20 protein-coding genes are annotated in these 20,586 nt (G+C 76.2%); 12 read left to right on the top strand and 8 right to left on the bottom strand.

Features of this window, described 5'->3' with window-relative positions; all coding sequences use genetic code 11:
• Positions 1-130 precede the first annotated feature (130 nt).
• The 6 genes from F1D97_RS14650 (at position 131) to F1D97_RS14630 (ending at position 5,408) form a co-directional block, all read left to right on the top strand.
• Positions 131-523: a DUF3499 domain-containing protein gene (locus F1D97_RS14650; RefSeq protein WP_236121239.1), complete on the top strand. Its 393-nt coding sequence runs from the start codon at positions 131-133 to the stop codon at positions 521-523.
• A 149-nt stretch (positions 524-672) separates the two neighbouring features.
• Entirely contained in the window at positions 673-798 is a 126-nt protein-coding gene (locus F1D97_RS17385; protein ID WP_255701577.1) for a hypothetical protein, read from the top strand.
• A gap of 70 nt (positions 799-868) precedes the next feature.
• Positions 869-2,347, top strand: a complete 1,479-nt coding sequence (locus tag F1D97_RS14645; protein ID WP_236121238.1) for a phosphomannomutase/phosphoglucomutase — start codon at positions 869-871, stop codon at positions 2,345-2,347.
• Positions 2,344-2,562 (top strand): Trm112 family protein, encoded by a 219-nt coding sequence (locus tag F1D97_RS14640; protein ID WP_236121237.1) that lies wholly within the window; start codon positions 2,344-2,346, stop codon positions 2,560-2,562. Before F1D97_RS14645 ends, F1D97_RS14640 begins: the two co-directional genes overlap by 4 nt.
• A gap of 118 nt (positions 2,563-2,680) precedes the next feature.
• Positions 2,681-4,096 carry an SGNH hydrolase domain-containing protein gene (locus F1D97_RS14635; protein ID WP_236121236.1) on the top strand — a complete coding sequence of 472 codons (1,416 nt, stop codon included), beginning with the start codon at positions 2,681-2,683 and terminating at the stop codon, positions 4,094-4,096.
• 49 nt (positions 4,097-4,145) lie between these two features.
• Positions 4,146-5,408: an SGNH hydrolase domain-containing protein gene (locus F1D97_RS14630; protein ID WP_236121235.1), complete on the top strand. Its 1,263-nt coding sequence runs from the start codon at positions 4,146-4,148 to the stop codon at positions 5,406-5,408.
• Between the two features lie 48 nt (positions 5,409-5,456).
• On the opposite strand, the gene F1D97_RS14625 is transcribed toward F1D97_RS14630, so the two are convergent.
• Positions 5,457-6,275 (bottom strand): RDD family protein, encoded by an 819-nt coding sequence (locus F1D97_RS14625; RefSeq protein WP_236121234.1) that lies wholly within the window; start codon positions 6,273-6,275, stop codon positions 5,457-5,459.
• Positions 6,276-6,378: 103 nt separating this feature from the next.
• Here F1D97_RS14625 and F1D97_RS14620 point away from each other — a divergent pair, with 103 nt between their 5' ends.
• Positions 6,379-7,368: a stage II sporulation protein M gene (locus F1D97_RS14620; protein ID WP_236121233.1), complete on the top strand. Its 990-nt coding sequence runs from the start codon at positions 6,379-6,381 to the stop codon at positions 7,366-7,368.
• Between the two features lie 43 nt (positions 7,369-7,411).
• Here the strand turns inward: F1D97_RS14620 and F1D97_RS14615 are convergent, their stop codons facing one another.
• The 5 genes from F1D97_RS14615 to F1D97_RS14595 are packed head-to-tail and all read right to left on the bottom strand — an operon-like array spanning position 7,412 to position 13,075.
• Positions 7,412-8,752, bottom strand: a complete 1,341-nt coding sequence (locus F1D97_RS14615) for a DUF58 domain-containing protein (RefSeq protein WP_236121232.1) — start codon at positions 8,750-8,752, stop codon at positions 7,412-7,414.
• Positions 8,753-8,761: 9 nt separating this feature from the next.
• Positions 8,762-9,910, bottom strand: coding sequence for an AAA family ATPase (locus F1D97_RS14610; RefSeq protein WP_255701576.1), 1,149 nt, complete (start codon positions 9,908-9,910; stop codon positions 8,762-8,764).
• Positions 9,907-11,112, bottom strand: a complete 1,206-nt coding sequence (locus tag F1D97_RS14605) for a DUF4350 domain-containing protein (protein WP_236121231.1) — start codon at positions 11,110-11,112, stop codon at positions 9,907-9,909. Before F1D97_RS14605 ends, F1D97_RS14610 begins: the two co-directional genes overlap by 4 nt.
• On the bottom strand, positions 11,109-11,789 hold the full coding sequence (locus F1D97_RS14600; protein ID WP_236121230.1) for a DUF4129 domain-containing protein: 681 nt from the start codon (positions 11,787-11,789) through the stop codon (positions 11,109-11,111). The genes F1D97_RS14605 and F1D97_RS14600 overlap by 4 nt, the downstream gene beginning before the upstream one ends.
• Positions 11,786-13,075 carry a hypothetical protein gene (locus tag F1D97_RS14595; protein WP_236121229.1) on the bottom strand — a complete coding sequence of 430 codons (1,290 nt, stop codon included), beginning with the start codon at positions 13,073-13,075 and terminating at the stop codon, positions 11,786-11,788. Before F1D97_RS14595 ends, F1D97_RS14600 begins: the two co-directional genes overlap by 4 nt.
• A 172-nt stretch (positions 13,076-13,247) precedes the next feature.
• Between F1D97_RS14595 and mtrA the strand changes: the two genes are divergently transcribed.
• The 3 genes from mtrA to F1D97_RS14580 are packed head-to-tail and all read left to right on the top strand — an operon-like array spanning position 13,248 to position 17,348.
• Positions 13,248-13,931 carry an MtrAB system response regulator MtrA gene (gene mtrA, locus F1D97_RS14590; RefSeq protein WP_236121228.1) on the top strand — a complete coding sequence of 228 codons (684 nt, stop codon included), beginning with the start codon at positions 13,248-13,250 and terminating at the stop codon, positions 13,929-13,931.
• A gap of 28 nt (positions 13,932-13,959) precedes the next feature.
• Complete coding sequence (gene mtrB, locus F1D97_RS14585) at positions 13,960-15,663, top strand: MtrAB system histidine kinase MtrB (protein ID WP_236121227.1); 1,704 nt, start codon at positions 13,960-13,962, stop codon at positions 15,661-15,663.
• Positions 15,660-17,348 (top strand): LpqB family beta-propeller domain-containing protein, encoded by a 1,689-nt coding sequence (locus F1D97_RS14580; RefSeq protein ID WP_236121226.1) that lies wholly within the window; start codon positions 15,660-15,662, stop codon positions 17,346-17,348. Before mtrB ends, F1D97_RS14580 begins: the two co-directional genes overlap by 4 nt.
• Before the next feature lie 37 nt (positions 17,349-17,385).
• Here the strand turns inward: F1D97_RS14580 and F1D97_RS14575 are convergent, their stop codons facing one another.
• Together F1D97_RS14575 and F1D97_RS14570 are read right to left on the bottom strand one after the other, a co-directional pair.
• Positions 17,386-18,306 (bottom strand): PH domain-containing protein, encoded by a 921-nt coding sequence (locus F1D97_RS14575; RefSeq protein WP_236121225.1) that lies wholly within the window; start codon positions 18,304-18,306, stop codon positions 17,386-17,388.
• 75 nt (positions 18,307-18,381) lie between these two features.
• On the bottom strand, positions 18,382-18,549 hold the full coding sequence (locus F1D97_RS14570; protein ID WP_236121224.1) for a hypothetical protein: 168 nt from the start codon (positions 18,547-18,549) through the stop codon (positions 18,382-18,384).
• 281 nt (positions 18,550-18,830) lie between these two features.
• On the opposite strand from F1D97_RS14570, the gene F1D97_RS14565 reads away from it, so the two are divergent.
• Entirely contained in the window at positions 18,831-19,697 is an 867-nt protein-coding gene (locus F1D97_RS14565) for a ComF family protein (protein WP_236121223.1), read from the top strand.
• Between the two features lie 223 nt (positions 19,698-19,920).
• Positions 19,921-20,553: a ribosome hibernation-promoting factor, HPF/YfiA family gene (gene hpf, locus F1D97_RS14560; protein WP_236121222.1), complete on the top strand. Its 633-nt coding sequence runs from the start codon at positions 19,921-19,923 to the stop codon at positions 20,551-20,553.
• The last annotated feature ends 33 nt before the right edge of the window (positions 20,554-20,586 follow it).

Here is a 20,586-nt window from a genome sequence, read left to right as displayed (position 1 = left end):
CTCGTGGCGCGTCGGGCGCGAGCGGTGGCGGGATGCCGGCGGGATGCAGGCGCGTCGCGTGCGGGTGGCCGCGCGCCGACGAGCGGCGTGGGCGCGCGACGCCCCGCACGCGTGGGGGTAGGTTCGCCCCGTGAGATCCGTCCGGCAGTGCTCGCGCACCGCGTGCGGCCGCCCGGCCGTCGCGACGCTGACCTACGTGTACGCGGACTCGACCGCCGTGCTCGGCCCGCTCGCCCAGCACGCCGAGCCGCACTCCTACGACCTGTGCGTGCCGCACGCCGAGCGTCTGACCGCGCCGCGCGGGTGGGAGGTCGTCCGCCTGCTCCCCGAGTTCGAGCCGCTCGCACCGAGCCGGGACGACCTCCTCGCGCTCGCGGACGCGGTGCGCGAGGCCGGTCGCGCGCCCGAGCCGGTCGCGGCGCCGAGCGCGCCCGAGCCCGCAGCGCTCGCGGACGCGCCGCGCCGAGGACACCTGCGGGTGCTGCGCGGGGCGGGGGCGGACCCGGGCGAGGGGACGGTCTAGGGGTGGCGCGCCGCAAGGGGGACGCCGCACGCGCGCGCGCGGCCGCGCCGACGGAGCCGTTGGGCTCGATCAGCCAGCCCCAGGGTGTGCTCCCTCCCGGGACGGAGGCGTGCGTGTCGTGCGGTGAGACACGGCTCACACGCATCCGGATGGCGCTGCCCGACGGGCGGCAGGCGACGTTCGTGTCGTGCCCGTCGTGCGAGGTGACCAACTGGTTCGCCCTGGAGGGTGACGGAACGCCGCTGTCCCGCGACGAGGTGACGGGCGGCGCGTGAGTCCCGCCGAGGCGTGCCCGCGGCGCGTCCGACGTCCGGCGGTTCGACCGTTGCCGGATACGATGCCCGGGTGAGTGCCGAACGAGTCGACCTGTCCGCGTTCATCAAGGCGTACGACGTGCGGGGGGTCGTCCCCGACGAGCTCGACGCGCGCGTCACGCGTGCCATCGGCGCGGCGTTCGCCGACGTCGTGGTGATCCCCGAGACGCCGGCGGGGGCCCGGCCGACCGTGGTCGTGGGCAACGACATGCGCCCCTCGGGCCCCGAGCTCGTGGCGGGCTTCGCCGACGGACTCGCAGGTCGCGGCGTGGACGTCGTGACGATCGGGCTGTGCTCGACCGACGGCCTGTACTTCGCGTCGGGCAGCCTGGGCGTGCCCGGTGCGATGTTCACCGCGAGCCACAACCCCGCGCAGTACAACGGCATCAAGCTGTGCCGTGCCGGTGCGCGCCCGGTGGGCCAGGACACGGGCCTCGCGGCGGTGCGCGACCTCGCGGGGGACTACCTGGGAGGCGAGGTCCCGCAGGTCGCCGACGACGAGCGCGGCACGGTGACCGAGCGGGAGATGCTGGCCGACTACGCGGCGTTCCTGCGCTCGCTCGTCGACCTGTCCGGCATCCGGCCGCTGAAGGTCGTGGTTGACGCGGGCAACGGCATGGGCGGGTACACGGCGCCCGCGGTGCTCGGCACGGGTGCCGGCCTGCCCGAGCTGCCGCTCGACGTCGTGCCGCTGTACTTCGAGCTCGACGGCACGTTCCCCAACCACGAGGCGAACCCCCTCGAGCCCGCGAACCTCGTCGACCTGCAGAAGGCGGTCGTCGAGCACGGCGCGGACATCGGGCTCGCGTTCGACGGCGACGCCGACCGCTGCTTCGTCGTCGACGAGAACGGCGACCCGGTCTCGCCGTCCGCGATCACCGCGCTCGTCGGGCTGCGCGAGGTCGAGCGCGAGAAGGCCGCGGGCCGCGAGTCGACCGTGATCCACAACCTCATCACGTCGCAGGTCGTCCCCGACCTGCTGCAGGCGGCGGGCGCGCGCACCGTGCGCACGCGCGTCGGCCACTCGTTCATCAAGGCCCAGATGGCCGAGCACGAGGCCGTGTTCGGCGGCGAGCACAGCGCGCACTACTACTTCCGCGACTTCTTCTTCGCCGACACGGGAATGCTCGCCGCGCTGCACGTGCTCGCGGCGCTCGGTGGCCAGCCGCACCCGCTGTCCGCGCTCGCGGACTCCTACCAGCCGTACGTCGCGTCCGGCGAGATCAACTCTCGCGTCGTGTCCGTGCCGGACGCGCGGGCGCGCGTCGTCGACGCGTACGTGACGCAGCAGGGTGCCGGCCCCGTCACCGTCGACGAGCTCGACGGCCTGACCGTCTCGCACTGGGACGCCCACCCGCGCTGGTGGTTCAACCTGCGTGCCTCCAACACCGAGCCCCTCCTGCGGCTGAACGTCGAGGCGGCGGACGCGGACATCATGGAGAAGGTCCGCGACGACGTGCTCGCGCTCGTGCGTCAGGGCGAGCCGGCCTACGCGGGCGGCGAGGCGTGAGCGCCGACCTGACCGCCGCGAGCGGCGGGCTCGAGGCGTGGGCACGCGACCTGCTGCGCTGCCCGGTGACGGGCGCGACGCTCGTGGACGCGACGGACGCGGAGGGCGCGCCGTGCCTGGACTCCACGGACCCGCAGCGGCCGCTGCGGTACCCCGTGCGCGACGGCATCCCCGTCCTGCTGGAGTCCGCCGCCACGCCCCTCACGCCGCGCTGAGCCGCGCGCCGTGCGCGCGCACCGCGTGACGACTCCCAGGGCCTCGTCGTCCGTCCCGTCGACCGCCTCGTCGTCCGTCCGGCCGTCCGTCCGGTCGTTCGCCCGGTCGTTCGTCCGGGTGGCCGCGACGGCGCTCACCGTGGCGCTCGCGGCCACCGTGCTGGTGGTCCCCAGCGCGACGGGCTCGCGAGGAGCTGCGACCGACCGGGCCGACGCGTCCCGCGCGGCCCGCGCACGCGAGGTGGCGCTGCCGACGACGGTCGTCACGCTGTCGGGTGGAGCCGGCATGCAGGTCGCAGGCGTGCCGGGAGGCGTCGGTGCGCCGACCACGGCCGGCCCGTGGGCCGTCGCCGAGCCGTTCCGGTCGATCGCCACCGGCACCGGACGGTTCGTGGCCGACGTCGCCGTGACCGGGACGGGCGGGCCGGGGAGCGCACGCGACGTCACCGGCCTCGTGCGGCCCGCCGCGTCCGGCGCACCCGTCGAGCTGCAGCACTGGGCCCCGGCGGGCTGGCGCACCGTCGACGCGGCCCGCACGCGGGCCGACGGGGCGTTCGCGCTGCGACTCGTGACGAGCGGCTTCGGCAACGCGCAGTACCGCGTCGTCGCGCCGCGGTTTCTCGGGCAGCCGCGCGCCGCGACCGACGCGCTCGACGTGGGCGCCTACGGCGACCTGCGCGAGGCGCTGCCGCCCGACGAGGCGTGCCAGGGCGCGGTCGCGTTCGCCGAGCCGGGCTGCGAGAACCCCGAGCTCGCGGGCCGGATCATCCCGGACCCGCGGCGCGGCGACGACTGGCACCACGACACCCACGGCGCGTTCAAGTGCTTCCACGGCGAGACCGACGTGCCCGTCGAGCGGTGCGACTACGGGTCGACGCGCGGCGACGCGCTGCGCGTCGCGCTCGTCGGCGACTCGCACGCCGCGATGGTCCTGCCGGGGCTGCGTGACACCGCCGAGCGGCTCAACTGGGAGCTGCACAGCTACGCGGCGGCGCGCTGCCTGCTCGCGGACCCCGGCCCCGTCGAGGACGAGTGCCACTTCCGGCGGGGCGACCTGCTGCGCCGCCTCCTCGGCGGCCGGTACGACGTCGTGATCCTGACCGGCTACCGGCAGACCGCGGCGGCGCCCGACGCGATCGCGCTCGCGCTGCGGCGCCTGCTCGGCACCGGTGCGGTGGTCGCGGTCCTCGGCGACGGGCCCAAGCTCGACGAGGCCACGCTCGCGTGCGCGACGACCCGGACCGCCACGGCTGCTCAGGTGGTCGCGTGCGGCATGCCGCGCGCCGCGGCGCTGCAGCCGCCCGACCCGCTCCTCGAGGCGCACGCGCAGGCGCCCGGGACGCTGCTGGTCGACACGGTCGACCTCATGTGCTCGTCGGACGAGTGCCGGCCCGTCGTCGGGCACGTCATGGCGTACCGCGACCTGCACCACCTGTCGGCGACGTTCGGGCGCTCGATCCTCGCGTACCGTCTGGGCCCGGTGGTGGCGGCGCTCGACGAGCGGGCCGCGGGTGAGCGCGGCATCGTCGGATGAGGCCGCCCTCGTCACGCCCCTCGCACCTCGCACGTCCCAGGAGGACGCCATGACCGCTTCCCGCCGCACGCGCCTGCTCGGCGTGCTGGTGGCCCTCGTCGCGCTGCTCGCGGTCGGGCTGCCCACGCCGGCGGCGCAGGCCGGGACGGCCGTCGACGCGCGGGCCGACGAGCGAACCGCGGACACCGCGTTCGCGTCGTCCCGGCGCGTCACCGGCTTCGCCGTGCGCGGCTCGGGCGGTCCGGGGACGCTGCGCGTCTTCTCCGGTCGCGTGCTGCCGGCCGCCGACCAGGCGCCCGTCGTCCTGCAGCGTTGGACCGCGGGCTCGTGGGTCGCCGTCGCCCGCTCGCGCACGAGCGCCGGCGGCGGGTTCGAGCTGCGCGCGCGTCCGGACGCGCTCGGCAACCGCCAGTACCGGGTCGTCGCCCCCGCCTGGTACGGGCGGCCGTGGGTCGCGAGCCGGGTGCTCGACGAGGGCGCGTACGGGGACCTCACGCGCGTCCTCGCGGGCGTGCCGTGCCTCGGTGCGGCCGCGATGGACCCGCGCGACCAGCCGTGCAGCAACCCCGACCTGTCGGGCACGATCCGTCCCGACCCGCGCCGCACCGGGTGGAAGAAGGACACGGGCGGTGCGTTCTCCTGCTACGTGGGCGGGGCCGACGAGCGCGTGCGCTCGTGCAGGTACGGCTCCCGCTCGAAGGACGCGCTGCGCGTCGCCGTCACGGGGGACTCGCACGGCGCGATGTCGCTGCCCGGCCTGCGGGACGCGGCGGGGCGGCTGAACTGGCGCCTCGACACGTACGTCGCGATGGGCTGCCTGCTCGCGGACCCCGGCCCGAAGGACCACGTGTGCCACGAGCGCCGCAAGGATCTGCTGCGCCGGCTCGTCGCGGGCCGGTACGACGTCGTCGTCGTGACGGGCTACCGCGAGACGGGCGCGACGCCCGACGCCATGGCCGTGGCGTGGCGCCGGCTGCAGGAGGCGGGCACGCTCGTCGTCGCGATCTCGGACAACCCGACGATGAGCGAGTCGTCCCTGACGTGCGCGACGAGCGCCCGCACGGTGCGGGCCGCCCTCGCGTGCCGCACGCCGCGCGACGTCGCGCTCGCGACGCCCGACCCGCTGCGCAGGACGCACAACCTGGTGCCGGGGAGCGTGCTCGTCGACACGACGTCGCTCATGTGCACGCCGTCGGCCTGCCGGCCGGTCGTCGGGCACGTCATGGCCTACCGGGACCGCCACCACCTGTCCGCGACGATGAGCCGGACGCTCGCGCCGTACTGGCTCGACCGGATCGCCGCCGCGCTCTGACGCCGCGGGACGGTCGCGGGCGCCCGGGCCGCCCCGACGGCGGGGGTGTCAGGACTGCGGGTCCGGCACGCCGTGCGGCAGGCGGTGCAGGAGGGCGGCCTCCTGGTCGCGGCGCTCGGCCGCGCGGTGCTCCGCGAGCAGCTCGCGGTCCCGCCGCTCCGCCAGGACGGCCGCGAGGAACGCCTCGGGGTGCGTGCCCGCGGGCGGCAGGGGGTGCACGTAGCGCTGCACCTCCTGCGTGAGGCGGGTCCCGAGCTCGACGCGCGAGCCCACGTGCAGGCGCGGCGCGCGCCCCAGGAACTGGCGCGTCGAGAGCGCGAGCCCGTCGGGCAGACGCGCGACGTCCGCGCTGCGCGCCCACGCCGCCAGGTGCGGCGGCATGACGAGCGGCGCGCGCGTCCGCGACCCGCCGCGCACGCGCACCGCGTACGTGCCCGCGAGCACGTCGCCGACGCGCTTGCCGCGCGGGTGGACCATCGACGTGATCAGCGCGACCGACCCGAACGTGAGCCACAGCTCGACCACGCCGACGAGCGCGCGCACCAGCCCCTGCCGGAACACGATCGGGCCGCCGTCGTCGCGCACGACGCGGATCCCGACGGCCAGCTTGCCGAGCGAGCGGCCGCGCGTGAGCGTGTCGACGAGGGTGGGCAACCCGATCAGCAGGAACGCGATCATCACGGTCCCGCCGACGCTCGCGACGGCCTCGGAAGCGGTGACGCGGACGACGTTCGCGAGCAGGAGCATCGCGGCGATGACGACCACGGCCAGCACCGCGAGGTCGATGAGCGCACCGAGCATCCGCGAGAGGGCGGACGCGGGGCGTGCGTCGAGCTCGACGGCCTCGCCGATGACGATCGTGTCCACGCCCACCTCCTGCGCCCGGTCCGGCGACGGGCACCCGCCGCGTGGCGCGTCGCTCGTCGCGTCCGCACCCTAGCGGGTCGGACGGGATGGCAGGCTGTCCCGCATGGACCTCGACGCCTACCAGGCGGTGCACGCCGCGTCCTGGCAGCGGCTGGATCAGCTCACGCGCACGCGCCGACGCACGGGCGCCGAGTCCGACGAGCTCGTGCGGCTGTACCAGGCCGCCGCGACCGACCTGTCGACCATCCGCTCGGCCGCGCCCGACCCGGAGGCGGTCGCGCAGCTGTCGCAGCTCGTCGCCCGGGCGCGCGCGGCGGTCGCGGGCACGCACGAGCCGTCGTGGCGCGAGGTCGTGCGCTTCGCGGTCGTGACCGTGCCCGCCGCGTTCTACCGCCTGCGGTGGTGGACGGTCGCCGTGATGGTCGCGTTCGTCGCCGTCGCGGTGGTCGCGGGCGTGTGGGTCGCGACGAACCCGGACGCGCTCGCGGCGATGGGCTCGCCCGCGGACCGGCAGGAGTACGTCGACAGCGCGTTCGCGTCCTACTACGACCCGGGCGTGGGCTTCGCGGCGACCGTGTGGACCCACAACGCGCTGCTCGCGGCGATCTGCGTGGGCACGGGCGTCACGGGCATCGGTCCGGTGTACTTCCTGTGGTCCAACGCGGTGTCGATCGGCAACATCGGCGGCATGATGTCCGCGCACGGTGCGCTGGACGTGTTCCTCACCCTCATCGCACCCCACGGGCTGCTCGAGCTCACGGCCGTGTTCGTGGCCGGTGCGGCCGGGCTCAAGGTGTTCTGGGCGTGGGTCGCACCGGGGCCCCGCACCCGCGGGCGTGCGCTGTCGCAGGAGGCCCGCGCGCTGTTCACCGCGGCGGTCGGCCTGGTCGGCGTGCTGGGGGTGTCGGGGCTCGTCGAGGGCTTCGTCACCGGCTCGGGACTGTGGTGGTGGGTGAAGATCGCTATCGGCGCGCTCGCGCTCGCGGCGTTCTGGACGTACACGATCGTGCTCGGCGGGCGGGCCGTGCGGGCGGGGGAGACGGGCGACCTCACCGACGACCGCGCGGGGTACGCGCTCGCGACCGCGGGCTGACGGGTCGTCGCCCCTCGGCAGGCCCCGGTGAACCCTCCGGGGGTCAGAGCCGGCCGGCCGCCTTGAGCGCCAGGTACGTGTCCGCGAGCCGCGGCGCGAGGTCGTCGGGCAGCCCCTCCACCACCTCGGCGCCGCGCTGGCGCAGCCGCACCGCGACGGCGGCGCGCTCGAGCCCCGCCCGCTCGGCCGCGGCCGCGTCGAACACCGCGGTCGCGTCCTCCCGCCCTCGTGCGAGCTCCGCGACCTCCGGGTCGGCGACGGACGCCACGACCACCTGGTGCCGGTCGGTGAGCCCGGCGACCACGTCCAGCAGGCCGTGCTCCACGACCACGGGCTCGAGCGTCGTCAGCAGCACGACGAGCGCGCGCTGCGACATGCGGGCGCGCACCTGTGCCACGACCCCGGGCCAGTCCGTCTCGACGAGCGTGGGCGTCACTCCCGCGAGCTGGTCGGCCAGCGCGGGCATCAGCCGTGGCCCGGACGTCCCGGCGACGCGGGCCCGCACGCGCCGGTCGTAGGCGAGCAGCTCGACCCGGTCGCCCGCGTGCTGCGCGAGCGCCGACAGCAGCAGCGCGGCCTCGACGCCCGCGTCCAGCCGTGGCTCGTCCTGCACGCGCACGGCCGACGTGCGGCCCGTGTCGAGCACGATCATCACGCGCCGGTCCCGCTCGGGACGCCACGTGCGGACCACGACGTCGGCGCGTCGCGCGGACGCGCGCCAGTCGATCGATCGCACGTCGTCGCCGATCACGTACTCGCGCAGCGAGTCGAACTCCGTGCCCGCGCCGCGGATCTGCACCGCGGCACGCCCGTCGAGCTCGCGCAGCCGGGCGAGCCGCGACGCCAGGTGGCGGCGGGACCGGAACGCGGGGAGCACCCGCAGCCGCGTCGGCACGTCCACCGACGCCTGCCGCCCGGCGAGGCCCAGCGGGCCCCACGCGCGGATCGTCACGCGGTCGCCGTGCAGGTCGCCGCGTCGCGTCGGCACGAGCACCGTGCGTACGCGCCTCGCGTCGCCCGGTGCGAGGTCGACGGCGTGGCGGTCGGGGTGCGCCTGAGCGTCGCGCCCACCCGTGCCGGGGTCGCCGCCCGGCGACGCACCGGCCGACGGCGGCCAGGCGTCGCGCACGTGCGCCCGCAGGCGTCGCCGCCGACCCACGTGCGTGAGCGTGACGGTCGACCGGACGGGCTCGCCGAGCCGCACCGACGCGGGCACCTCACGGCGCACCGCGACCTCGCGCGGGGAGGCCGCGAGCAGCGCGTCCACGGCGCACGCGAGCACGACGAACGCGCCCCACACGAGCACCGTCCCGGTCGCCGGGAGGAGCAGGACCACGGGGATCCCGAGCGCGGCGAGCAGCACGGCCCGCCAGGTCAACGCCACGGCGGACCGTCAGCGGGGGACGGGGACCGAGGCGAGGACCGTGTCGAGCACGCTCTCCGCCGTCACGCCCTCGAGCTCGGCCTCGGCACGCAGCTGCACGCGGTGCCGCAGCGTCGGGTGCGCGAGCGCCTTGACGTCGTCGGGCGTCACGTACGCGCGGCCCGAGAGCCACGCCCACGCGCGGGCGGTCGCGAGCAGCGCGGTGGCGCCACGCGGCGAGACGCCGAGCGAGAGCGACGGGGACCGGCGGGTCCCGCGGCAGACGTCGACCGCGTACGCGAGGACCTCGCGCGCGACCTGCACGCGCTGCACCTCGGCCCGGGCGCGCTCGAGCACCGCGCGGTCGGCGACGGGCCGCACGCCCGCGGCCGCGAGGTCGCGCGGGTCGAAGCCCGCGGCGTGCCGCGCGAGCACCTCGACCTCGTCCTCGCGCTCCGGCAGCGGCAGCGTGAGCTTGAGCAGGAACCGGTCGAGCTGCGCCTCCGGCAGCGGGTACGTGCCCTCGTACTCGACGGGGTTCTGCGTCGCGATCACGAGGAACGGGTCGGGCAGGCGGCGCGGCTCGCCGTCGACCGAGACCTGCCGCTCCTCCATCGCCTCGAGCAGCGAGGACTGCGTCTTGGGAGGCGTGCGGTTGATCTCGTCGGCGAGCAGCAGGTTCGTGAAGACCGGGCCCGCGCGGAACGAGAACTGCGCGGTGCGCGCGTCGTACACGAGCGACCCCGTGACGTCGCCCGGCATGAGGTCCGGGGTGAACTGCACGCGCTTGGTGTCGAGCTCGAGGCTCGCCGCCAGCGTGCGCACCAGGAGCGTCTTGGCGACGCCGGGTACACCCTCGAGCAGCACGTGCCCGCGGCACAGCAGCGCGATCACGAGGCCGGACACGGCGGCGTCCTGGGCCACGACGGCCTTCGCGACCTCGGCGCGCACGTCGGCGAGCGCCTGGCGCAGCTCGGCGCTGGGCGTGAACCCTGCGGGTGCGGGTGCGGGTGCGGGTGCGGGTGCGGGTGCCGGTGCCGGTGCCGGTGCGGGTGCCGGTGCGGGTGCCGCCGCAGGAGGTGCGGCGGGTGCCGGTGGCGCCGCGGGTGCGGGAGGCGGCGGGGTCGGCGCCGCGGCGGGCTGTCCGCTGGTCGGGGGCACGGTGGCGTCCTCGGTCACGATCGGTGAACCTCGCTCTCCAGGTGGTCGAGCCGGCCGGCCAGCCGGGCCAGCGCGGAGTCGGTGGTCGGCGGCGGGCCGTACAGCAGGTCCTCGACGACGGCCGCGTCGCGGCCGGTGGCGCGCGCGACGGCGTCGATCACGTCGGGCGCGGCGGCCGACCGTGGCAGGCCGAGCCGTGCCGCGCACCGGCTCGCCGTCGCGGCGCGCAGCGCGGCGGCCGCGTGCCCGTGCGCGCGTCCCCGACGGTAGAGCCGTCCGCGTCCGCGCGTCGTCTCGCCCGCGCGGACGACGACGGGCAGCGGCTCGACGACGAGCCGCCCGAAGCGTCGGCCGCGCCAGACGCCCGCGACCACGACGACGAGCGCGAGCATCCACAGCAGGGGCTCCGTCCAGGGCGGCATGGTGCTCGCGAGCCCCTCGTCGTCGGGCGCGGTGCCGTCCCACGGGTCGTCCCACGAGGGGATGTACCAGACGAGCTGCTCGCCGCGGCCGAGCACGCGCAGCGCGAGCGCGGCGTTGCCGGCGCGGTCGACGCGGTCGTTCATCAGCAGGTCGCCGCTGCCGAGCGCCGCCACGCGGCGGCCGTCGACCTGCGCGACGACGTACGCGCCGCCCGAGGAGTCGGGCGCGCCCCAGACGGGGAAGCAGGCGACCTGGCCGGGCCCGGCGACCAGGGACCCGGCCGTCTGGACGGCGCCCGCGGCGAGCGCGTCCGGGTCGTCGCACCGGGCGGGTCGCCGGTCGTCGTCCGAGGTGCCCGCCCCGCCGCGGATCCCGGCGACCTGCTCCGCGGCCCACGGCGCGGCGACGAGCACGAGGTCCGACTCGAGGTCGCGCAGCGCGGAGACCTGCGCGTCGGTCAGGGACGCCTCGCCGAGCACCGCGACCGTGACGCCGGACGCGTCGGCCGCGACGACGTCGGCGAACCGGCGCGTGTACCGCACGTCGACCCCGTGCCGCCCGAGGACCTGCGCGACCGCGCGGGCCCCGGCCGGTCCGGGGTTGTCGGGGGCCAGCGGCGTGGTCGACGTGCGCGGCTCGGGCAGCGCGGCGAGCAGGCCGATCGCCACGAGCGTCGCGACGAGCGCGAGCGGCACGCGCAGCCGCCGCCAGCGGCTCGTGGCCCGCGAGCGCGTCGTCGTCCCGTCGCCCACGACCCCGGCCGGGTGGGCGCCCGCGTGCACGTCGGTGGCGCTCACCGCGGCACCGCCACGGCGTCGGGGGTCCGGCCGACGGGTGCGGTCGGGCGGGCGGCGGACACGGCGGCGACGAGCGCGCGCAACCGCTCGTCGTCGGGCTGCGTCGCCGGCCGGCCGCCGTACGCGACGTCGTCGAACAGCGCGCCCCCCGCGACGAGGTCCGCGGCGACGTCGGGCAGGCGGGCACCCGCGTCGAGCGTCGCCTCGTGCGCCGTGCGCCCGGGACGCTCGTCGAGGACCGCGCGCTCCTCGAGGTCGCGCACGACGGCGCGGAACCGCTCGAGCACCGCGGTGGTCCAGTCGCCGGACCGCGCTGCCGCGTCGGCGGCGGCGCGCAGCTGCGCCGCGGTCCGCGCGTCGTCGTGGTCCAGCACGGAGCGCGCGGCCGACGCCCGGCCGCTGCGCACGGGTCCGGCGACCCACCACGCGACGAGCAGCGCGACCGCCACCGCGCCCACGAGGACGGCCGCGAGCACGGGCCCGTCGACCGAGACCCCCTGCAGGTCGGCGAACTGCTGCTGCAGCCACTCGAGCAGGCGCTCGAGGATCGAGCGACGGTCCTGGTACTCCGGGCTCGCGAGCTCCTCGTGCATCCAGCGGCGCGCGGTGTCCGCGTCGGGCGTCACGGGAGGCTCCATGGCGGCGACGACGCGGACCAGCAGCGCGCCTGGCGTCACGCGGTCTGCTCCGCGGCGCGCGCGAGCTCGATGTCGAGGCCCTCGCGGCGCATGCGCGTGTCGATGTACAGCAGCGCGACGACGGTCGCGGTGAACACGGTCGTCAGCGTCAGGGCGAGCACGTTGCCGATCGATGTCACGGCGATCGCACCGCCGCTCAGCGAGTCGCTCGTGCCGAGGACGAACGTCAGCACCAGCACGACGGGCACCTGGATGATCTGCGAGACGACCCAGGCGATGAGCCCCGCGAGCAGCTGGATGCCGAACAGGCGCCAGAAGCTGCCGCGCGTCAGGCGCCACGCGCGCGCCACCGTGGGCCAGAACCGGCGCTGCTCGAGCATGAGCGCGGCGGGCACCAGCAGGGTGCGCACCGCGAACCAGATGACCGCGACGACGAACGCGAGGCCCGCCACCAGGCCGTACAGGAGCACCCAGCCCCACGACGTCTGCGTGGCGAGGAGGACGCCGAGACCGATGCCGACCGCGCCGACGACCGTGACGGCGGTGCCCTGCAGCAGCGAGAACCCGACGACGTGCCACACGCGCCCGGAGCGCAGGATCTCGGACATCGTGGCCTTGCGCGCGATCACGGACCGGCTGACGCTCACGATGAGGAGGCCGGTCAGGATGGTGGTCGCGAGCGCCGTGATCGGCTGCGTGAGGAGAAGCGCGCTGGTCGCCCCGAGCGTGCTCGCGCCCTCGTCCGCGAGGCCGGTGTCGGCGAGGTTCGGGTCGTCGAGCGCCGTCGACCACTCCTGCGCGAGGAGACCGCCGACGTACCAGGTGAGGATGCCCTGCAGCAGCACCGCGACCGCGACGACCGCGAACGACAACCCGAACATCACCGCCGGGTTCGCGCGCACCGCGCGGAACGCCCCGTCGAGGATCTCGCCGAGGTTGAGCGGGCGCAGCGGGATGATCCCCGGGCGCGCGGCCGGCGGCTGCCACCCCGCGGGCCCGTACCCGGGGGCGGTCGGCCCGTAGCCGGGCGGCGTCGGCCCGTAGCCCGCGGGTGCGGGTCCGTGGCCCGGCGGCGTCGGCGTGCCGTACGCGGGTGCGGGTCCGTACCCCGGCCCGTACCCCGGCGCCGCCTGGTCCGCGGGCGGGTAGGGCGCCGGCGGCGGGGTGCCGGGCGCCGGCCCCCACGCCCCGGGCTGCGGCGCCGCGCCTGGAGCGGCAGGCGGCGCGCCGGGAGCGCCGGGAGCCGGGGGCGTCGGGGAGGTCGACGGCGTCGACCCGGGCGCGGCCCACGTGGGCGTCTGGTCGGCGTCCTGGGGGCCCGTCATCGAGCGTCGCTCCCTCGCGTCGTGGCCGGGTCCGTCGCCCGGTCGGTGGGTGCGCACGGTCGGGCCGAGCGCGCCCTCATCGTGCCACGTCAGCCCCTCCGCCAGGCAGACTCACCCGGTCGGCGGCGCCGCCTCACCCGGTCCTGACAGGTCTCGGTGCGAGAATGCCGCCATGAAGGGACGCGTGCTGGTGGTCGACGACGACACCGCCCTGGCCGAGATGATCGGCATCGTGCTGCGGTCGGAGGGCTTCGACCCGGTGTTCTGCGAGGACGGCGACGAGGCGTTGGGCGTGTTCCGGCAGACGCAGCCGGACCTCGTCCTGCTCGACCTCATGCTGCCCGGCAAGGACGGCAACGAGGTCTGCCGTCAGATCCGCGCCGAGTCGGGCGTGCCGATCGTCATGCTCACCGCCAAGAGCGACACGGTCGACGTCGTCCTGGGCCTCGAGTCGGGCGCCGACGACTACATCTCCAAGCCGTTCAAGCCGAAGGAGCTCGTCGCACGCGTGCGCGCCCGGCTGCGCCGCTCCGACGAGCCCGCGCCCGAGCACCTCACGATCGGCGACGTCACGATCGACGTGCCCGGCCACCGCGTGGAGCGGGCGGGACGTCCCGTGTCGCTCACGCCGCTCGAGTTCGACCTGCTCGTGGCGCTCGCGCGCAAGCCGTGGCAGGTGTTCACGCGCGAGGTGCTGCTCGAGAAGGTGTGGGGCTACCGGCACGCCGCGGACACGCGTCTCGTCAACGTCCACGTGCAGCGTCTGCGCAGCAAGATCGAGAACGACCCCGAGCAGCCGGAGATCGTCGTGACCGTGCGCGGGGTCGGCTACAAGGCCGGTGTGACGCCCACGTGACGTCGAGGACCGCCGGGGAGCGCGCGCGATGCCGCGGCTGAGGGGGACCGGGCGGCTGCTGCGGGCGCGCGCCGGCCGGCGGCTGCGGCGCTGGGGGCACGCGTGGCGCTCGTCGCTGCAGGTCCGCGTCATCACCACGACGCTCGCGCTCGGGCTCGTCGCGCTCGGCGCGATCGGCCTGTACGTCGGCGAGCGGATGATGGACGGGCTGTACACGGGCCGTGTCGAGCAGCTGCTGACCGAGAGCGCGCGCAGCACCGCGCAGGCGCAGACGACGTTCGACTCGTCGAACGCGCAGACCGCGGTCGACGTGCAGCGACTGCTGCGGGACGTCGCGGCCGCGCAGGCGTCGGGCGGCACGGGCGAGCGCGAGGTCTTCCTGCTGCGCGCGCCCGGCGAGGAGTCCGCGCTGTCCGTCGGCGTCGCGGGCTCGAAGCTCGCGCTCGCGGGCCTCGTGAGCGAGCCGCTGCAGCGTGCGACGTCCGACGGCGGCCAGCACTGGCAGTCCGTCGCGTGGGAGGTCGGCGGCCACGTCGAGCCCGCGGTCGTCGTCGGGCAGGCGGTCACGGTGCCGCAGGCCGGCGAGTACGGCCTGTTCTTCCTGTACAGCCTGCAGGCCGAGCAGGAACGGCTGGACTTCCTGCTGCGGACGCTCGCGGCCGCGGCCGCCGCGCTCGTCGTCCTGCTGGGCGGCATGACGTGGCTCGTGACCCGGCAGGCGGTGCGACCCGTGCGCCGCGCGGCCGAGGTGGCCGAGCGCCTCGCCGACGGGCACCTCGCCGAGCGCATGCCCGTCCGAGGCGAGGACGAGATGGCGACGCTCGCGAGCTCGTTCAACGAGATGGCCGCGAGCCTGCAGGACCAGATCCGCCGCATGGAGGAGCTCTCCGCGGTGCAGCGCCGGTTCGTGTCGGACGTGTCGCACGAGCTGCGCACCCCGCTCACGACCATCCGCATGGCCGGCGAGGTCATCCACGCGTCGCGCGACGACTTCGACCCCGCGGTCAAGCGTTCCGCGGAGCTGCTGCAGACCCAGCTCGACCGGTTCGAGGACCTGCTCGCGGACCTGCTGGAGATCAGCCGGTTCGACGCGGGCGCGGCGGTGCTCGACGCGGACTCGCGCGACGTGCGCGACGTCGTGCTCGCGGCCGTCGAGCACACGTTCCCGCTCGCGGGCCGCCGCGGGTCGTGGCTGCACGTCGACCTGTCGGCGTCCGAGTGCGTCGCGGACATCGACCCGCGCCGCGTCGAGCGCGTGCTGCGCAACCTGCTCGTCAACGCCGTCGAGCACGCCGAGGGCAGCACGGTCGAGGTCGTCGTGGCCGCGGACCGCAACGCCGTGGCGGTCACGGTGCGCGACCACGGCGTCGGCATGACGGCCGACGAGGCGCAGCACGTGTTCGACCGCTTCTGGCGCGCCGACCCGGCCCGCGCCCGCACCACGGGCGGCACCGGCCTGGGGCTGGCGATCTCGCTCGAGGACGCGCACCTGCACGGCGGCTGGCTCGAGGCGTGGGGCCGCCCGGGCCGCGGCGCGAGCTTCCGGCTCACGCTGCCGCGCCGCGCGGGCATCCGGCTGACCGACTCGCCGCTCCCGCTGGTCCCGGAGGACACCGTGCCGCCCGACCCCGTCACGCGGACCGTGAGCCGCCCGCGCACCGACCCGGCCGCGCTGCCGGACCTGGGCGACGAGCCGTCGACGGACCCGCGCGAGCGCCAGGAGGTGCGATGAGCACGCCCCGTCGGTCAGCGAACCTGCGCCCGGCCCGACGAGCGACGCGCCTGCTCGGCGCGCTCGTCGTGGTCGCCGCGCTCGGCGCGTGCGCCGCGATCCCCACGTCGGGGGCGGTGCGCGAGGGCGACGGCACGGTCTCGGAGAGCCGCGACGTCGACGTGCTCGCCGAGGGCCCGCGCGCGGGCGCGACCCCGCAGCAGATCGTCGAGGGCTTCCAGCTCGCGGGCGCCGCGGGCTTCGTCGGCGAGTTCTCCACGGCGCGCGAGTACCTCACGGGTGCGGCGCTGCAGACGTGGGAGCCGCTCGCCGAGGTGCTCGTGTACGACGACCCCGTGATCCCCGCGTCCACGCAGGCGGGGACCGTGATCGCGACCATCCCGCTCACCGCGCGCGTCGACGAGGACGGCCGGTTCACCGAGGCGCCCCGGGACGCGCAGCGCGCGCTCAGCTACGAGCTCGTGCGCAACAGCGCGGGCGAGTGGCGCATCGCGGACGCCCCCGACGGTCTGGTGCTGTCGCAGGCGGTGTTCGACAAGCAGTTCCGCGCGACGTCCCTGTACTTCCTGTCGGCCGACGGCACGTTCCTGGTGCCCGAGACGCGCTGGTTCCCGTCGCAGTCGCACAACCTGCAGACGTGGGTCGCCCGCGCGCTGCTCGCCGGGCCGTCGCCGTGGCTGCGCGACGCCGTGACCACCGCCGTCCCCGAGGGCGTGCAGCTGCAGGCCGGCACGGTCGTCGTCGACGACTCGGGCGTGGCGACCGTCCCGCTCGACATGGGCACGACCGTCCTCAAGGGCGACACCGCGAGCCTGTACGCCCAGCTCGACGCGACGCTGCGGCAGGTGCCCGGCGTGCGCGAGGTCAAGGTCACCGCCGGGTCCGTGCCGATCGTCGACTCGCGCTCGGTGCAGCGCGGCGGCCTGCCCGACGGGCCGGTGGAGATGATCCAGGAGGACCGGCTCGTCACGCTCGGCGAGGACGGCCTCGGCGAGGTCGCGGGCGTCGCGCCGCTGCCCGCGGGAGCCAGCTCACCCGCACGGGACGAGGAGGGCACGGTGCGCGTCGTGCTCGACTCCACCGGAGCCCTCCTGACGGTGCCGCTCGAGGACACCCCGTCTCAGGTCCTCGTGCCCGGACCGCGGCTCGTCGCGCCGTCGGTCGACCGGCTCGGCTGGGTGTGGACCGCACGGCCCGGTGAGGGCGTCATCGCCGTCAAGCAGGGGCTCGAGCCCGTGCACGTCCCGGCGGAGTGGCTCGACGGCCGCACGGTCGTGGCGCTGCGCATGGCGCGCGACGCGACCCGGCTCGCCGTCGTGTCGCGCGGCTCGGACGGCGTGTCCGTCAACGTCGCCGCGGTCGTGCGCGACGCGCAGGGCACGCCGCAGAGCATCGGCGAGCCCGTGCGCGCGGGCGCCGTGCTCGCGGACGCGACCGACGTGGTGTGGCTCGACGAGTCCGTGCTGGGCGTCGTCGGGTCGAGCGACTCGTCGGTGCTCGTGCACCGCGTGCCCGTCGCGGGACGCACGACGACCGAGGCCGAGGTCCCGGACCTCGCGGGGCTCGCGGGCGGGCGCGTGGTGTACGTCGCGACGACCGACGGGTCGCTGCACCGGCTCGTCGGCTCCACGTGGGCGGCGGTGACGCACGTCGAGGGCGTGCGCGACCCGGCGTACCCCGGCTGACGGGCGGCCCGGGACGGCGCCCCGTGCGCCGGGTCCGCTAGCGGGCTCGCCCGTCGTCGCGTCCCGGGCGTGGTGGCCACGGCGGGGCGTCGGGCACGTCGTCCTCGTGGCGCCGACCGCGGCCCGTCAGGTCGACGAACCGCGCGGTCGGCTCGGAGACGTCCCACGAGCGCTCGACCACCTCCTCGCCGGCCGGACGCACCGCGCGCGGGCGGACCCGCAGCGGCTGCGTGTCGTGCGGCTCGTACTCGTACTCGTGCTCGCGCGCGCCGTCGAGGTCGTCGTCCGCATAGCCGTCGTCGGCGTACTCGTCGAGCCCGTCGTCGGGCTGGTCGTCGCGCTCCGGCACCCCCGCCGCGTGGCGACCGTGGCTCGTGAGGCGTGCGGGCAGCACGGAGGGCGGGAGGGGACCCGCGTCGTCCTCGCCGTCGGAGGGTGGCGGCTCCGCCGGGGTGAAGATCAGTGCGCACAGGTCGCGGTACGTCGCGTCGGGCCGGGCGACCCAGTTGATCTGGCGCAGCGCCTGGTCCTGCCCGGCGGACTCGAGCAGGAACTGGCCGTACCCGAGCAGCTGCCCCAGCACGGACCGCGAGTACCGCATGTCCGTGACCTTCATGAGCGGCATCATCCCGATCTGGTGGGTGACCAGGCCGGTGAGCAGGAGCATCCGCTTGTCGGTCGCGACGAACCACTCGACGCGCCACACGAGCATCAGCCAGCCGAACCGCGCGAGGGCCCCGATCCACAGCCACCACACCCACAGCGCGCTGTCGCCGAGCGTCGGCTGCAGCACGAGCGTGAGCCACGCGCACAGGACGAACACGCCCGTCGCGGTGAGCGCGGGCTCGACGAGCTGCGCCCAGTGCCGTCGCGCCGCGAGCACCACGCGCTCGCCGGGCAGGATGTAGCGGCGCAGCAGCCGGTGGGACATGACGATGCGTGTCGCGCGGTCGTCCACGCCGTCACCTCCCGTCCTTCTGCCGGCCGACGAGCGCGCGCTGCCGCGCCGGCCGCGTGGTCGCCGACGAGCCCGTCAGGCCGCCAGGTTGCTGAAGAACTGCGCGAACCCCGCGAACGCGCCGTAGACGAAGTCCCAGATCGACCGCACGACGGAGGCGGCCTTGTCGGGGTTGCGCACGACGGCGTAGATGAGGAAGACCACGACGATCCAGATCAGGATGCTCTTCGCTCTCGGCGGCATGGTCGACCCTCCGGCTCGTTCGTCGTCGCGTGGTCAGGGCTGCTGGGCACCGCAGACGTCGTCGTCCGGCCGGTCATCCGCGGGCACGTGCGCGACCTCGGACGGCGCACACAGTACAGAACGGGAGGAAGCGTGTGAAAAGGGCACGCGGCATGTCGGAGAACTGAAGCGATCCGGTCGTGCGCCGCGACCCGACCCCAGCCCGGTGCGCGCACGTGCCCGTCCACAGGCGGTCCCCGGAGGCGCAGGACGGCACGACGCCCCCGGGCACCCTCGACCGCATGCGGGACGACGAGCGCGCGACGGCGTGGGTGCGGACGGTCCGGGCGGCGGTCCGCGCGTGGTGGGCCGAGGTCGCGCACCTGGTCCTGCCCGTGCGGTGCGCGGGGTGCGACGCCGCGGACGTCGCGTGGTGCCCGCCGTGCCGGTCCGCGTTCGACGACGAGCCCTGGCGGTGCGAGCACCGTGCGGGCCGGCTGGACCCCGTCGGCGCGCCGGCGCTGCCCGTCCTCACGCTCGCGGACTGCGCCGGACCCGTCCGCGCGGCCGTGATCGCCTGGAAGGACCGCGGGCGCCGCGACCTCACCCGCCCGCTCGTCGGGCACGCGCGCCGGCTCGGGCTGGCCTGCGGCGAGCTCCTCGACGAGGCGTGCGCGGCGGTCCGGCCGGGCGGTGGCCGAGCGGCGCCCGGGATGCCCGTCGAGCCCGTCGGGCACGGCTCGCCCGTCGTGCTCGTCGTCCCCGCACCCTCGACGTCCGTCGCGCGTCGGCGCCGCGGGTTCGCGCACGTGGACGAGCTCGCGCGCGGTGCGGCCGAGGGGCTGGGCGCCGCCGGTCGGCCGGCACGCGTGGCGCGCGTGCTGCGCCGCCCGCCCGGGGCCGACCAGGTCGGTCGTGGCGTGCGGGACCGCGCACGGCTCGACGTCCGGGTCGCGGCGCGTCACCGGGCCGGCGTCCGGGGTCGCGTCGTCGTGCTCGTGGACGACGTGCTCACGAGCGGCGCGACGCTCGCGGCCGCGCAGCGCGCGCTCGTCGCCGCCGGTGCGCTCCCGTGCGCCGCGGTGACGCTCGCGTCCACGCCCGGCCCGGCGAGCGGGGACCCGAACCGGCTCCCGGCCCCCGCCGGGCCGCGTGGGCCGACCGGGTGAATCCGGGACCTTCCGCCCGACGCGGCGAGGATCCGGGCGCGCACAGTGGTCACGTGCCCCGCGCGGCGTTAGCGTGGCAGTCCGAGCCGACGGCGCCGCACGGACGGGTCCGTTCCGGGCCTCGGGCGCGTGAGGAGGTGATGCCGACAGCGGCCCTCTCGAGGGCCACGACCGCAGACACCGGGCGGCGGTCCCGCCGCCCCTCACCTCCCAGGAGGCTCACATGGAGATCGTGGTTGCAGGCCGGCGTACCGAGGTGTCCCCGAAGTTCCGGGCACACCTGACGGACAAGCTCGCGAAGATCGAGCAGCTGGCCCCCCGCGCCCAGCGGATCGACGTCCTCGTCTCGCACGAGGTCAACCCGCGTCAGGCGGACAGCTCGGAACGCGTCGAGCTCACCGTCATCGACAAGGGGCCCGTGATCCGCGCCGAGGCGTGTGCCGACGACCGGTACGCCGCGCTCGACCTCGCGCTCAACAAGCTCCTCGAGCGGCTGCGCCGCACGCGCGACCGGCGCAAGGACCACCGCAACCACACTCCGCTGACCCCCGTCGACGTGCGGCCGCCGCAGGAGGAGCCCGCCGAGGCCGCCCCGCAGGTCGCGGCCGACGGCACGGTCGAGGTCACGCTCGGTGACTCGCCCGTGGTCATCCGGGAGAAGACGCACCAGGCGCAGCCCATGACGATCGACGACGCGCTCTACGAGATGGAGCTCGTCGGCCACGACTTCTTCCTGTTCGTCGACGCCGAGACCGCGCAGCCCGCGGTCGCGTACCGGCGACGCGGCTGGAGCTACGGCGTGATCAAGCTCGACTCGCCCGTCGCGGGCACCGAGCGTGCGCAGGCGGTCGGCTGACCGGCTGAGCTCCCACTGACCGACGCGCCCGGC

The organism is Cellulomonas palmilytica (genome assembly GCF_021590045.1).
Taxonomy (GTDB): domain Bacteria; phylum Actinomycetota; class Actinomycetes; order Actinomycetales; family Cellulomonadaceae; genus Cellulomonas; species Cellulomonas palmilytica.
The sequence above is the reverse complement of the archived record's forward strand: the minus strand, read 5'-3'. Positions and strand labels throughout refer to the sequence as shown.

Coding starts and splice junctions, on each gene's coding strand:
- F1D97_RS14630 (WP_236121235.1), top strand. CDS start 4,146: ATGACCGCTTCCCGCCGCACGCGCCTGCTCGGCGTGCTGGTGGCCCTC.
- mtrB (WP_236121227.1), top strand. CDS start 13,960: ATGCCGCGGCTGAGGGGGACCGGGCGGCTGCTGCGGGCGCGCGCCGGC.
- F1D97_RS14570 (WP_236121224.1), bottom strand. CDS start 18,549: ATGCCGCCGAGAGCGAAGAGCATCCTGATCTGGATCGTCGTGGTCTTC.
- mtrA (WP_236121228.1), top strand. CDS start 13,248: ATGAAGGGACGCGTGCTGGTGGTCGACGACGACACCGCCCTGGCCGAG.
- F1D97_RS14565 (WP_236121223.1), top strand. CDS start 18,831: ATGCGGGACGACGAGCGCGCGACGGCGTGGGTGCGGACGGTCCGGGCG.
- F1D97_RS14620 (WP_236121233.1), top strand. CDS start 6,379: ATGGACCTCGACGCCTACCAGGCGGTGCACGCCGCGTCCTGGCAGCGG.
- hpf (WP_236121222.1), top strand. CDS start 19,921: ATGGAGATCGTGGTTGCAGGCCGGCGTACCGAGGTGTCCCCGAAGTTC.
- F1D97_RS14595 (WP_236121229.1), bottom strand. CDS start 13,075: ATGACGGGCCCCCAGGACGCCGACCAGACGCCCACGTGGGCCGCGCCC.
- F1D97_RS14580 (WP_236121226.1), top strand. CDS start 15,660: ATGAGCACGCCCCGTCGGTCAGCGAACCTGCGCCCGGCCCGACGAGCG.
- F1D97_RS17385 (WP_255701577.1), top strand. CDS start 673: ATGGCGCTGCCCGACGGGCGGCAGGCGACGTTCGTGTCGTGCCCGTCG.